Consider the following 12,513-nt stretch of genomic DNA (forward strand, 5'->3'; position numbering starts at 1 on the left):
TCGAGCGGTTCCGCAGGAGTATCCCGTGCACCTCGCCGCACCGGAGCCCGGATCGCCCCGGGCCAGCGGTCCGCCGGTGCGCGACCCGGAGGCCCCGCGCCGGGTGACCCTCCTCGAACTCTTCTTCGACCTGGTGTACGTGGTCGCGCTGGCGCTCATCTCGCGGGGCCTGGCCGAACGACTCGACTGGCACCGGGCCGGCGAGGCACTGATCATGCTGGCCGCCGTCTGGTGGACCTGGACGATCACCACGCTGGTCACCGACCTCTACAACCCGGAACGCACCGAGATCAAGCTGCTGATCAGCGCGGTGATGTTCGGCGCGCTGCTGATGACCACGGCGATCCCGGAGGCGTTCAACCATCGAGGGCTCGTCTTCGCCGGCACCTACGTGGCGATCCACCTGGGACGTGGCCTGTTCCTGATGCCGGCGGTACGCCGCGAACCGCAGACCCAGCGTCGGGCCGCCCGCATCTTCATCTGGTTCGCCGTGTCGGCGATCCCCTGGCTCATCGGCGCGTTCGTCAGCGGGGACGCCCGGATCATCTGCTGGGCCGTCGCCCTCGCCATCGACTACCTCGGCTTCCGCCTCGCGTACCCGGTGCCGGGGCTCGGGGTGGTGCCGGAGAAGCAACGCAACGTCACCGCGGAGCATCTCTCCGAGCGCTACCAGCAGTTCTTCATCATCGCGCTCGGCGACGCCATCCTGACGATCGGCACCATGTTCAGCATGGAGCACAACGAGGCCGAGAACATCGGGGCGTTCGCGGTGGCCTTCCTGACCACGCTGCTGCTCTGGCGGATCTACGTGCACAAGTCCGGCGAGCTGCTGCCGACCGCCATCCAGGCGGCCGAGTCGCCCAGCAAGTTCCTCTTCAGCGCGCCGTACACCCATCTGCTGATGATCGCCGGCGTGGTCACCACGGCGGCCGGCTTCCACCTGGTGCTGCACGAGCCGACCGGGCGGACCCCGCCGGCCTGGCTGGCGGTGATCCTCGGCGGTCCGGCGCTGTTCCTCGCCGGACGCGCCTCGTTCGAGTACGAGGTGTTCAGCCGGGTGTCGTGGTCCCGGCCCGGTGGGGTGCTGGCGCTGCTGACCATCGCCCCCGCCCTGCTGTACCTGCCGCCGCTCTTCGCGTCCCTCGGCGGGCTGCTGGTGCTGACCGGCGTGGCCTACGCGGATTTCCGGCGTAGCCACGGCAAGCCGCCGGAGGCCCCGTCACCGCCGCACTGAACCGCCCACCACCTACACCAGGGCCCCGGCGTACCCCCGGACCCGCAGTCGTTCCCGGGCGCCCCCGGCCAGGCGCACCTGCAGGCCGAGCGGCGCGGCGGCGCGGCGGACATCGTCCAGGTGCAGCGATCCGTGCCGGTCGACGGTCAGCACCGGCGGTTCTTCGAGGTCACCCTCCGGCGCGTGGAACGAGAGCAGGGTGACCGAGGTGGTGAGGTAGCCCGGGTAGGCGGCCCGCGCCGCTGCCTCGTCCCGGTGGAGCAGCACCACCAGATCGTCGAGGTGGGCGAAGTCGGCGGCGAGGGCGCCCGCCTTCCAGTGCGCCGGCTCTTCCCCCGCGCCGGTGAGATGCCGGGAGCGGTTCGCCGAGGTGATGTAGAGGTGATCCGTCGCCGTCTCGGCGAGCGCCCGCTCGAAGAAGGCGTTCGACGGGCAGGTCAGCCCGGGTGCGATCACCTGGGTGGTCCGCATCCCCTGGTCGATCTGGGTGAGGTGGTCGGGAAGCCGGTCGGCGGCCGGCCCACGGAAGCCGAACGGCCCGGCACCGTAGAGAGCGTCCATCAGCGCCCGCACCCGACCGACCGGCAACCGCGGCGAGATCCGCGTCCAGTCGAACATCCCGGGGATCCGGCCGATCGCCGTGGTGATGCTGCCGACCTGGTGCACCGGTCGACCCTTGGCCAGGTTGACCCGGCGCACCGTGGCCGCGTCGGGGCGCGCCACGATGCCGTAGAAGTTGGCGAACGCCGCCGCGACGACCGCGCCGCCGGCAAGCGCGCGGGCCGCGACCGCGACGTCCTCGGTGCGGTCGATGTAGAGGGGCGGTGTCGGGGCGTCCATCAGTCCTCCTCGGCGGGGCCGTGAGGCAGTTCTACGTCCACTCACCCGGATGACGGCGAGGTCGGTCGGCGATCCGATAGCCGACAGGTGCCACCCGGTGCGGGCGGCGGATGCCCGGGCGGTACACAACGGCGGACGGCATCGGCCGGATGGGGGATCCGGCGGGGGTCGTAGCACGCAACCGTTAGCCGCGCGACCCGATTGGGTACAACGGCTGCACCTCAGATCCACCACATACCTCAGGAGGCAGCGATGCGCGGCAGCTCGATTCTCGGAGTCATCGTCGTGATCTGGTTGGTGATCGGCGCCATCGCCGGTGGCCAGCGCGGTTACTACAGCGGCGACGACACCAACTGCGCCGAGGCCGGCACCATCCTGGTCACCATCGTGGCCGGGCCGTTGAACTACATCGGCGCCAACCCGAAGGTCGACTGCAAGCTGCCCGAGCCTTCCAAGTAGACCACTGACGCACCCCGGCCCGTGCCCCCGCAGTGGGGGCACGGGCCGGACGCGGTTTCGGCGAGATCGCGCGGGACGGCACCCCGTCGGAGGAGACGCGGCGCACGACGCCGTCCGCCTCCATCTCCCGCAGCTGGGAGGCCAGCACCTTCTCGGTGATCCCCGGAACTTCGGCCTGATGCGCCGCCGCCTGGCGCTTTCGGTCATCCACCGCACACCGCCTACGGCATCCTAGGAGGCTGGTTTGCCGTCGGGCGGCGTTTGTCCGGGCCGGGGCCGGGAACCGCCGATGCCTCAGTCAGCGACACCGGATCGGGAGTGGGCATGCAGATCGGCTACAAGCTGGCCGCGGAGGGGTACGGCCCGCAGGAGATCATCCGCCAGGCCGTTCTCGCCGAACGGGCCGGCTTCGACTTCGTCGAGATGAGCGACCACTTCCACCCGTGGCTGGACGCGCAGGGGCACTCGTCCTTCACCTGGAGCGTGCTCGGCGCCATCGCGGCCAGAACCAGCAGCCTGCGCCTGGCCACCGGGGTCACCTGTCCGACCGTTCGCTACCACCCGGCGATCATCGCGCAGGCCGCAGCGACCATGGCCCTGATCTCCGACGGCCGGTTCACCCTCGGAGTCGGGGCTGGAGAGCGGCTCAACGAGCACGTGGTCGGGCAGGGATTCCCCAGCGTTCGGGGGCGACACGAGCGACTACGCGAGGCGTTGGAGATCATCCGACTGCTCTGGCAGGGCGGCTACCAGTCGTACGAGGGCCGGCACCTGCACCTGGAGGACGCCCGCGTCTTCGACCTGCCGGACACCCTGCCCGTGATCGCGGTGGCGGCCAGCGGTGAGGCGTCGGCGCGGCTCGCCGCCGAGTTGGGCGACGGCCTGTTCGCCACCGAGCCGGACGCGTCGATCGTCGAGCACTACCGACGCGCCCAGGGTTCGGGCCCGCGCTACGCCGAGGTGCCGCTGGCCTGGGCCACCGACGAGCAACAGGCGGTGCAGGCGGTGTTGCGGACGAGCCGATGGATGGTCACCGGTTGGAAGGTGATGAGCGAACTGCCGAACCCGGTCAACTTCGACGCGGCCAGCGCGTACGTCGAGGAGAAGCACATCCGGCAGCTCTTCGCCGTCGGCCCGGACCCGGAACCCCACGTCGCCAAGGTCCGGTCGTACGTCGAGGCCGGCTTCGACCACATCGTCCTGCAGAACGCCGGCCCCGACCCGGACGGCTTCATCGACTTCTTCGCCGGCGACCTCTCCGGCCGCCTGCGCGCGATGGGTTGACCGTGACGGCGCTCCGCCCGTCCGGACGATCGTCCGGACGGGCGGAGCGCTGGGGATGAACGCGTTCGGGATGGCGCGCGGGTCGACGCTCAGCGGAAGCAGTGCGCGATCGGCACCTGGCTGCCCTCGCAGTTGGTCGGTTCGTTCTCGACCACCACGCTCTCGTCGTCGATCTTGACCTGGGCGTGCATACCGAAGATGCCGCCGGGTTTCACCGTCGACGCGTTGTGGGTGACCTTGGTGGTGTAGATCGCCACCGAACCCGCGCTGGCGTAGATGCCCCCGCCCTGGGACGCGGCGCCGACAGCCTCGTTGCGGGTCACGTCACTGCCGCGGACCAGCAGGTTCGCCTTCTCGGCGTAGATGCCGGCTCCGTGTCCGTGGGTGGTGTTGCTGTCGATCACGCTGTCGTCGATCGGCGTCAGGCCCTTCACCGTCGAGACACCGCCGCCGTTGACTGTGGACGTGTTGCCGCGGATGGTCATCGTGCTCATCACCAGCACCGCGTCGGAGTTGGCGGCACCGCCGCCGACCTGCGCGGTGTTGTTCAGCAGCTCGGTGTCGGAGACCTTCGTCCGGGCCGAGAAGCTGGCCAGTCCGCCACCCTGGGCGGCGCTGTTCTGGGTGAAGGAGACGCTCTCCACGTCGGCGGCGCCGCGGTAGTTGCCCAGTCCGCCGCCGTAGGCGTTGGCGCTGTTGCGGTGGAATTCCGAGCGCTTCAGCGTCAGTACGCCGCCGTTGAGCAGGCCCCCGCCCTTGCCCGCGGCGCCGGAGGCGCTGTTGCCGACGAACGTGGAGTCGGTGACCAGCATGTTGCCGTCGTTGAAGATGCCGCCGCCGCCACCCTCGGGCGACAGCGAGGTGCTCTGGGTGACGGTGACCCGTTCCACCACGGCGGTGGCGCCATGAACCACGTGCACGCTGCCGCCCTCGATGGCCGAGCGGCCGTTGTGCAGTTCCACGTCGCGCAGGGTCAGCTCGCCACCGTCGCGGACGGTGAAGAAGCGGAAGGAGGCGGCCTGGGCGGCGCGGGCGATGGTGGCGCCCGCGCCGTCGACGGTGATCGGCTGGTAGATCACCGGCAGGCCGGCGGTGTCGTCGGCCGGGTTGTGCGGCGGCGCCTCGGCGTCGCCGGGTGTCTCGGCGGCGTCGGCGGCCTCCCGGGCGTCACGGATCCCGCCGTCGTACTGGTCGGTCTCGTGGAACGCCTCGGTGAGGGTGTAGCGGCACTTGGGCGCGAGGCGGAGTTCGCCGCCGCCCTCGGCGTTGGCGGTGACCAGCGCCGCCACCAGCTTCGCGGCGTCGCACGGCACCGACACCACACCCCGCTTTCCGGTGCCCGGGGTGGTGGGACGGGCCCGCTCGGCGTCGGGGTCGGGGCGGTCGCCGTCGCGCCGGTCATCGTCGGCTGCCGGGGTCAGTCGGGCCAGACCGGGCAGGGCGAGGGCGCGGTCGGCGGCGGCGGTCGCTCCGGCCGCTCCCACGACCAAGCTCCCCGCCAGCAAACCGCTGGCTAAGAACCATCGGGACCGCCGTCTGGGTCGAGTCGCGCGGTCTCCCTCTCGGTACGTGGACATCAACGGTGCCTACCTTCCTGCGTACGTGACGTGACCGCGCGCCAATTCGGGCGCGGGGGGCTCGACGAGTTCGCCGGCTACCAAACGTCACGATAGGTCCGCAATACGGACAGGAAGGTGTGAACGTGAATAGTGCCCTCTTTCATCTTCAAAGCTGTCAGAGCGGCATCGAGGTCACCCGCCGACATGGATGCCGGGCCGACGCAGCGGGTCCCGTTCGGTCCGGCGGATGATCTCCCGAACCACCGGCGGGGTGTCCCCCCGGCCCAGGATGAGGTAGCGCGCCAGGTGCGCGATCGGGCTGCCCTCCGACCACTCGAAGTGCGCATGCGGACGGACTCCGGTGACGTCCCGCAGGGCCAGCAGGATCGCGGCGATCGCGTTCGGCACGGCCGGGCTGTCGGCCCGCAGCACCCGGAAGCCACCCACCTCGATCCCGTGTACGCGCAACACCTGACTGAACTCCGACGGATCGACCACATCGATCTCCAGGAACAGCACGTCCGCGGCCCCGGGCACCGGATTCATCCCACGCTGCGCCCGCTCCTTGAGCGTGTACTCCTTCACCGACCCCTTCTGCCGCTTGTTCGCGATCAGGTGCAGCTGCCCGTCGTGGGCCAGCGACTCGCTGATGAACCGACGGGCCGCCTCGTCGAACTCGATCCGCTCGGCGCGCAGCTCGGTGGTCCGGGTGACCCGGGAGACCAACGAGACCACGATGATGCCGAGGATGAACAGCGCGGAGATCGTGATGCCGTCCGGCTGTTCGATGACGTTCTCCAGCAGCGCGTACAGCAGCACCAGGGTCAGCACCGTGAAGCCGATCGCGGCGCCACGCCGGCGGTGACGGGCCGCCGAGATCGTCACCGCCACCGCCCCGGAGACCATCATGGCCAGAATCCCGGTGGCGTACGCCCCGGCCTGGGCGTTGACGTCGGCGCGGAAGGCGATCGTGATGGCGACGCTGACGACGGTGTAGACGATCACGACGGGGCGTACCGCCCGCGCCCACTCCGGTGCCATGCCGTACGACGGCAGGTAGCGGGGCACGATGTTGATCAGCCCGGCCATCGCCGAGGCGCCGGCGAACCAGAGGATGAGCACGCTGCTCACGTCGTAGACGGTGCCGAACACCTCCCCCAGGTAGGCGTGCGCCAGGAACGCCAGCGCCCGCCCGTTCGCCCCGCCGCCCGGTTGGAACTCCTCCTCCGGAATGAGCGCCGTGGTCACGAAGGTCGTCGAGATCAGGTACACCGACATGATCAACGCGGCGGTGGTGAGCAGCCGGCGCGTGTTGCGGATCCGGGCGGCGAGCCGGGCCTGCCTGTCCGGGCCGTCGGCCGACACCAGGGGCATCATGCTGACCCCGGTCTCGAAACCGGACAACCCCAGCACCAGCAGCGGGAATGCCAACACGGCGGTGAGCAGCACCTGGCCCGGCCCGCCAGCGGTCGAGGTCAGCGCGGCCGTCCAGTTCGACACGATGGCCGGGTCCTCGACGATCCGACCCACCGCGACCACGACGATCACCGCGTTGAGCACCAGGAAGACCGCGACCAGCGGGATGGCCACCACCACCGCCTCGCGGAATCCGAGCAAAAACACCCCGCCGAGGATGAGCAGCAACGCCACCGTCACCACGACCGGCACCACGGACCCGTGCAGGACCTCCGGCAGGTACGGGTTCTCCAGCAGGTGCACGGTGGCGTCGGCCGAGGAGAGGGTGATCGTGATGATCCAGGAGGTGGCCACGAAGCCGAGCAGCACGAGGACGAAGATCTTGCCCCGCCAGAACGGCAACAACCGCTCCAACATCGCCACCGACCCCTGCCCGTGCGGGCTCTCTTGGGCCACCCGCCGGTACATCGGCAACATGCCGAACAGGGTGAGCGCGACGATCAACAAGGTCGCCAACGGGGAGAGCGCCCCGGCCGCCACCGCCGCGATGCCCGGCAGGTACGACAGCGTGGAGAAGTAGTCCACGCCGGTCAGACACATCACCTGCCACCAGGCGTGCCGACGGTTCTGCCCCTCGGTCGCCTCGGGGCCCGGCGGCTGCACCTGGTGCTGAAAGAGCCACCGGCGCAGCGGGCTGGCCGGCGGCGCCGAGCGGGCCGGCGTGGCCACGCGTTCGGGCACCACGACGCCCTGCCGACCACCCCGATGGGGGCGGGCCGGATCGCGGGCCGCCCGCAGCGCCGGGTCCGGCCCGCTCGGCGCGTGGCGGCGCCCGCTCCAGCGCCGTGGTCTTGCCCGGTGCTCGTCACCCATCGCCCGTCCCACCCTCACAGGTCCTGATCTGACGGTAGGCGGTGCCCCGGCGCCCTATCGGCGGAACCGGGGACCTGTTCGGCCTGCTCAGGACAGGTCCGCGACGGCGAGCAGCCGGGCCAGCGCGGGTGGGTCGGCGACGGTGACCGTGGCCGCCGGGTGCCGGGGCCGCCCCCCGGGCAGCAGCGCCGCCACCGGTACCCCGAAGCGCAGGCAGATCCCGCCGGCGGCGCTGCTGCCGAAGGTCGCGCCGCCGTCGGCCAGCGACAGGTGCGGACCGATCGCCCGCCACCAGCGGTACGGTCCGCTCAGCTCGACGGCGGTGATGTTGTCCCGGTCGGTCCGCAGCCGCCACGGCCCGTACCGGATCATCAGGTCCCGTTCGGTGACGGCGACCCAGGCCGTCGCCGGGCGGACCCCGAGCAGCGCCAGCACCGGGCGGAACACCGGATCGAAGCGGAACGGAAACCGGGCCGCGACGCCGGTCACCGGGCGCCGGGCCGAGCGGTGGGTTTCGACACCGGGCCGCCCGGCCGCAGAGGGCCGGGCCGCGCGGGCCGTGGGCGGGCGGCGGGCCGACGCCGGGCCAGGACGGTCATGGCGCGGGCGTACCCGATCCGAGCCCGCCGACACCCCCGGATCCGCAGGCCGTCGACGGGACTCCCACCCGGCGTTCCCCCACCGCCGGCCGACACCCCCCGGGCCGGCCGACGGCGGCAGACGGTCGACACCCCCCGAGGCCGACCGGCTGTCCCCTGGGTGACCGACCCGACCTCGGGTGGCCACACGGGGTGGAACTGGTGGGACGCGCCTCCGCGCTCCGCCGCCCCCCCACGGGGCGGAGCGCGGAGGCCCCCCGTCCCGGCTACTGCAGGAACGCCCCGAGGGGCGACAGCAGCAACCGGCCGAGCGCCGCGGCGTTGTCGTCCAGCCGTGTGCGCTCACACTCGCGGGCGTCCGGATCGTGCCGGCACCGCCAGATCTTCTGCGCGTTACGCCAGGCGACATCGCGGGTGTACTCGACCAGTTCCCCCTGGTACCAGTCGTCGATGTCGCCGTTGAGCATGTCGATGAGCAGCTGCCACCGCTCCAGGTAGCCCCGGCGCAGGCCGGGGATCTTGTCGGCGAAGATGTTGTTGATCTCGAGGTAGTCGTGGTGCTGGTCGCTGCCGTCGACCGGCTCCGACTCCAGGTGATCGAACGTGGTCACCAGGGCGAACGGCAGGTCGAAGTTGATGTGCGCGTTCACCCCGGCCGCCGCCGACGGCAGCGGGCGGGCATCCGGCCCCCGCATCCGCTCGAAGAGGCACGACCACGCCCTCGGGGTGCCGGGGCTGGAGTCGGTCCACAGCCGCATGGCGTCGAAGTACCGGGCGGCGAACTCGACGTCGAGCCGGGAGAGGAAGACCGGGTCGACGAAGCGGTCGTCGTAGAGCCCGTCCAGCACGCTGCTGGTGATGGTCAGATAGAGCTTGTTGAAGTCGGCCAGCGGACAGCTGGCCTCCAACGGCGGCAACCGGACCAGCATGTCCTGAAGCTTGGTCAGATGATCGACCACGGCCGGCACGTCCGCGGGATGGTCGGCCAGCAGGTCGACGATGTCCCGGTGCACGGGGCCCCAGACCGGTTCGATCATTTCTCCTCCATTGTGGTCGGCGGCATCCCCCGTGCCGTCGTCGACGCGGCCCAGCCTCTCAGCCGACACCCGCCCACGGGATCAGTAGAACGACGTATCCCGGCGCGCAAACGCGCCGGGATACGTACGGAAGGTGGAGTCGGTCAGCCGCGTTGGTTACGCAACTGGATCGCGCTGGCCTGCACGCGGGTACGGACCTGGAGCTTGTCGAAGATGTGCGACACGTGCACCCCGATGGTCCGCTCGCTGATGAACAGCCGCTGCCCGATCTCCCGGTTGGTCAACCCCTCGGCGACCAGAGCGAGCACTTCCCGCTCCCGGGAGGTGAGCGCCGCCAACTCGTCGTCGGACGCCTCGACCGGGACGCCGCGCGCACCGGTGGTGCTGTCGCGCTCGTCCAGCGACACCCGGGCCCGCCCGGCCAACTCGCGGATCTCCGAGGTCAACGGCACCGCGCCCAACCCCTGCGCCACCCGGTACGCCTCCCGCAGGAGCTTGCCGGCGGTGGCCACCCGGCTGCGTCGAGCCAGCAGCGCCTCGGCCTGCCGCAGTCGCGAGTACGCCGCCGGATAGGGGTGGTTGCGTCGATCCCACTCGGCCGCCGACGCGGCCCACAGCTCCGGATCGCTGCCGTCGAGGCGGCTCACCTCGGCGGCGCACAGTGCCAGGAAGCCCTCCACCACCGAGCGCACCGGCCGGGCGGCACCGGCGCTCTTGCGGGCCACCCGCTCGGCCACGTCGCGCAGCCGGCGTACCGCCGTCGGGTCCACCTCCACGGTGCGGCTGGCGTGCGCTTCAGCCTCGGCGCGCAGGCCGTGCCAGACCAGCGCGGAGAGGATCATCACGTCGTCGGAGCGGCTCTCGGTCAGGCCGCGCTGCACCGCCTGCCGCGCCACGTCGTGCCGGCCCTCCCACATGGCCAGTCCGGAGCGCAGGGTGAGCAGCGGAATGACGTGCCGCGCCCCGCCGCCGGCCAGCAGGGTCGCCACCGCGTCGAGGTCCCGACCGGCGGCCTCGATGTCGCCGTAGCCCACCGACAGCCGGCACCGGGCCAACAGCAGCTCGACGGCGTCCGCTCCGGACGGTCGGTGCCGCAGGGCCGCGGCCACCACCTTCTCCGCCTCGGCCCACTGACCCACCCGGAACAGCCCGTTGATGGCGATGGCCAGCAGTCGGGTGCCCCAGGTGCGGCCCAGGCCCAGCTCGGCCACCCGTTCGGCACCCCGCCGGGCCACCACCACGCCCTCTTCGAGGACGTTCAGCGGCCCGGTCAGCAGCTCCGCCAGGTGCAGGTACGCGCAGGCCACGTCCTCGGGCTGGCCGGCACGCTCGGCGGTGTCGAGGGCGTCGCGCATGACCGCCAGACCGGCGTCCGGGTCTTCCAGACAGGCGTCGCTGAAGCCCAACGCCGAACTGGCCAGCACCACCTCGGTGGCCGAGCCCGCCACGTTCTCGGCCAACGCCAGCGCCTCGCGGGCCCGCTCACCGGCGTCGGCGTAGCGGCCCAGGTGCAGCAGCAGCTCGGCCAGGCGGGCGGCGGCGCTGGCCCGGTCCCGAGGGGAGCAGTCCGCCGCCTTCAGCGCCCGCTGGTACTCCTCCTCGGCCAATGCGGAGCGACCGGCGGCGGCCAGGTAGCGGGCCCGGCGGATGTGCAGCGCGCAGCTCGGCTCGCCGCCCCGCAGCGCGGCCAGCTCCTCCAGCAGGGCCAACGCGCGGGCGTGCTCCCCACAGTGGTGGGCCGCCTCGGCGGCGTTCTCGAGCAACTCGACCCGGTCCACCGTCAGCGGGCCCGGCTCGGCGGCCAACTGCAACGCCGCCGACCAGTGCCGGTGCGCCTCGGCGTAACCGTGCAGCCGCTCGGCCTCCTGGGCGGCGGCCACCGCCGCCGGCAGGGCGCGCGCCGGTTCGCCGGCCAGCCGCCAGTGGTGCGCCAGCCGGGCCTGGTGCAACTCACCCGGCGCGGTGGTCAGCGCCTCGGCGTAGCGTCGGTGCAGCCCGGAGCGTTCGGCCGGCAGCAGCTCGTGCGCCAGCACCTCGGCCACGAGGCGGTGCCGCAGCCGGTAGCCCTCGTCGGCGCCGACCAGCAGCCGGTGCGCCACGGCCGCCCGGGCCGCGGCGATCAGCTCGTCCTCCGGCATCCGCAGCACCTCGGCCAGCAGCCAGTGCTGCACCGGCTCGACGCCGGCGGCCACCGCGTGCACCACGGCGTGCGCGTGCTGGGGCAGCGCGTCGACCCGGTCGAGGAAGATCTCCCGCAGCGTCTCGGACAGCCCGTCGCGGCCGTCGCGCAGATCCCGGGCCAGCTCCTCGATGACGAACGGGTTGCCGCCGCTGCGCTGCCACACCTGCTCGGCCGCGTCGGCGCTCAGCGTCCGGCCGACCACCGCGGCGGCGAGCGTCTCGGTGTCGGCCCGGCCCAGCGGCGCCAGGTCGAGCACCCGCACCGTGCGGAGACGACGCAGCTCGGTGAGCACCCGGCGCAGCGGGTGCGCGCCCTGCAACGACTCGGCGCGCACCGCCGCCAGCACCGACAAATGGAGATCACCGAGGCCGGCCAGCAGGTAGAGCAGGAGCTGCCGGGTGCTGCGGTCGACCCACTGGAGGTCGTCGAGGATCAGCACCAGCGGGCGACCCTCGGCGATCAGGTGCAGGCCACGGGAGACCCGCTCCAGCAACGCGCCGGCGCCGTCCGGGCTGGCGGTCTCGTCGGCGAACATCTGCAACAGCCCGCGCACCGCCGAGGAGGTACGGGCGGGCGACGCGGACACCTCGGTGTCGAAGCGGCGCAGCGCCTGCAACAGCGGGTGCAACGGAGAGGCGTCGCCGATGTCCAGGCAACTGCCGGTGAGCACCACGGCGCCCCGCTCCCGCAGGCGGTCACCGATCTCGCCCAACAGCCGGGTCTTTCCCACACCGCTCTCGCCGGTCAGGAAGACCGCAGCGGTCTGCCCGTGCGCGGCGTCACCGAGCAACGCGGACCGAACCGTCTGCACCAGCTCGGCCCGGCCCACGAGCGGTGCGGTGTCCACATCGCTGGCCATGCCACGCAGCCTAATCACAGGGCCCCACACCGTTCTACGGCCGCCCACCGCTTGTGGTACTCCTCGCGTCGACTTTGCGACTAAAGGTTGCAGGTGGCCGACATACGTCGTTCGGCAGATCCCCCGTCGGCCCACTAGTGCCAATCTCCGGAGGTGATCAGGCAACAGCGG

General features: G+C 71.9%; 10 protein-coding genes. 3 read left to right on the plus strand and 7 right to left on the minus strand.

The window, feature by feature from the left end:
* Nucleotides 1–25: 25 nt before the first annotated feature.
* Entirely contained in the window at nucleotides 26–1,234 is a 1,209-nt protein-coding gene (locus tag ACZ6NZ_RS22340) for a low temperature requirement protein A (protein ID WP_465859965.1), read from the plus strand.
* Between the two features lie 12 nt (nucleotides 1,235–1,246).
* Here ACZ6NZ_RS22340 and ACZ6NZ_RS22345 read toward each other — a convergent pair whose 3' ends face one another.
* Nucleotides 1,247–2,074: a hypothetical protein gene (locus ACZ6NZ_RS22345; RefSeq protein WP_465859966.1), complete on the minus strand. Its 828-nt coding sequence runs from the start codon at nucleotides 2,072–2,074 to the stop codon at nucleotides 1,247–1,249.
* Nucleotides 2,075–2,326: 252 nt separating this feature from the next.
* On the opposite strand from ACZ6NZ_RS22345, the gene ACZ6NZ_RS22350 reads away from it, so the two are divergent.
* Entirely contained in the window at nucleotides 2,327–2,533 is a 207-nt protein-coding gene (locus ACZ6NZ_RS22350) for a hypothetical protein (RefSeq protein ID WP_357258834.1), read from the plus strand.
* Here ACZ6NZ_RS22350 and ACZ6NZ_RS22355 read toward each other — a convergent pair.
* Nucleotides 2,454–2,744, minus strand: coding sequence for a winged helix-turn-helix transcriptional regulator (locus tag ACZ6NZ_RS22355; protein WP_465859967.1), 291 nt, complete (start codon nucleotides 2,742–2,744; stop codon nucleotides 2,454–2,456). The genes ACZ6NZ_RS22350 and ACZ6NZ_RS22355 overlap by 80 nt on opposite strands.
* A 113-nt stretch (nucleotides 2,745–2,857) precedes the next feature.
* Here ACZ6NZ_RS22355 and ACZ6NZ_RS22360 point away from each other — a divergent pair, with 113 nt between their 5' ends.
* The gene (locus ACZ6NZ_RS22360; protein WP_465859968.1) at nucleotides 2,858–3,817 is read left to right on the plus strand and encodes a TIGR03557 family F420-dependent LLM class oxidoreductase; all 960 of its coding nucleotides are present in this window, start codon (nucleotides 2,858–2,860) and stop codon (nucleotides 3,815–3,817) included.
* Between the two features lie 89 nt (nucleotides 3,818–3,906).
* Here ACZ6NZ_RS22360 and ACZ6NZ_RS22365 read toward each other — a convergent pair whose 3' ends face one another.
* The 5 genes from ACZ6NZ_RS22365 to ACZ6NZ_RS22385 all read right to left on the minus strand — a co-directional run bounded on the left by ACZ6NZ_RS22365 (nucleotide 3,907) and on the right by ACZ6NZ_RS22385 (nucleotide 12,342).
* Nucleotides 3,907–5,394: a hypothetical protein gene (locus tag ACZ6NZ_RS22365; protein ID WP_465859969.1), complete on the minus strand. Its 1,488-nt coding sequence runs from the start codon at nucleotides 5,392–5,394 to the stop codon at nucleotides 3,907–3,909.
* Nucleotides 5,395–5,568: 174 nt separating this feature from the next.
* Entirely contained in the window at nucleotides 5,569–7,665 is a 2,097-nt protein-coding gene (locus ACZ6NZ_RS22370; RefSeq protein ID WP_465859970.1) for an APC family permease, read from the minus strand.
* Nucleotides 7,666–7,752: 87 nt separating this feature from the next.
* Nucleotides 7,753–8,154, minus strand: coding sequence for a hypothetical protein (locus ACZ6NZ_RS22375; RefSeq protein ID WP_465859971.1), 402 nt, complete (start codon nucleotides 8,152–8,154; stop codon nucleotides 7,753–7,755).
* Nucleotides 8,155–8,530: 376 nt separating this feature from the next.
* Nucleotides 8,531–9,301, minus strand: coding sequence for a DUF5995 family protein (locus tag ACZ6NZ_RS22380; protein ID WP_366606846.1), 771 nt, complete (start codon nucleotides 9,299–9,301; stop codon nucleotides 8,531–8,533).
* A gap of 143 nt (nucleotides 9,302–9,444) precedes the next feature.
* Nucleotides 9,445–12,342, minus strand: coding sequence for a helix-turn-helix transcriptional regulator (locus ACZ6NZ_RS22385; protein ID WP_465859972.1), 2,898 nt, complete (start codon nucleotides 12,340–12,342; stop codon nucleotides 9,445–9,447).
* Nucleotides 12,343–12,513: the final 171 nt, after the last annotated feature.

The organism is Micromonospora sp. NPDC047756, assembly GCF_055587245.1.

What these genes read in the sequence shown, in the direction of transcription:
- ACZ6NZ_RS22380 (WP_366606846.1), bottom strand. Translation starts at nt 9,301, where the DNA reads ATGATCGAACCGGTCTGGGGCCCCGTGCACCGGGACATCGTCGACCTG.
- ACZ6NZ_RS22370 (WP_465859970.1), bottom strand. Translation starts at nt 7,665, where the DNA reads ATGGGTGACGAGCACCGGGCAAGACCACGGCGCTGGAGCGGGCGCCGC.
- ACZ6NZ_RS22365 (WP_465859969.1), bottom strand. Translation starts at nt 5,394, where the DNA reads ATGTCCACGTACCGAGAGGGAGACCGCGCGACTCGACCCAGACGGCGG.
- ACZ6NZ_RS22385 (WP_465859972.1), bottom strand. Translation starts at nt 12,342, where the DNA reads ATGGCCAGCGATGTGGACACCGCACCGCTCGTGGGCCGGGCCGAGCTG.
- ACZ6NZ_RS22360 (WP_465859968.1), top strand. Translation starts at nt 2,858, where the DNA reads ATGCAGATCGGCTACAAGCTGGCCGCGGAGGGGTACGGCCCGCAGGAG.
- ACZ6NZ_RS22345 (WP_465859966.1), bottom strand. Translation starts at nt 2,074, where the DNA reads ATGGACGCCCCGACACCGCCCCTCTACATCGACCGCACCGAGGACGTC.
- ACZ6NZ_RS22350 (WP_357258834.1), top strand. Translation starts at nt 2,327, where the DNA reads ATGCGCGGCAGCTCGATTCTCGGAGTCATCGTCGTGATCTGGTTGGTG.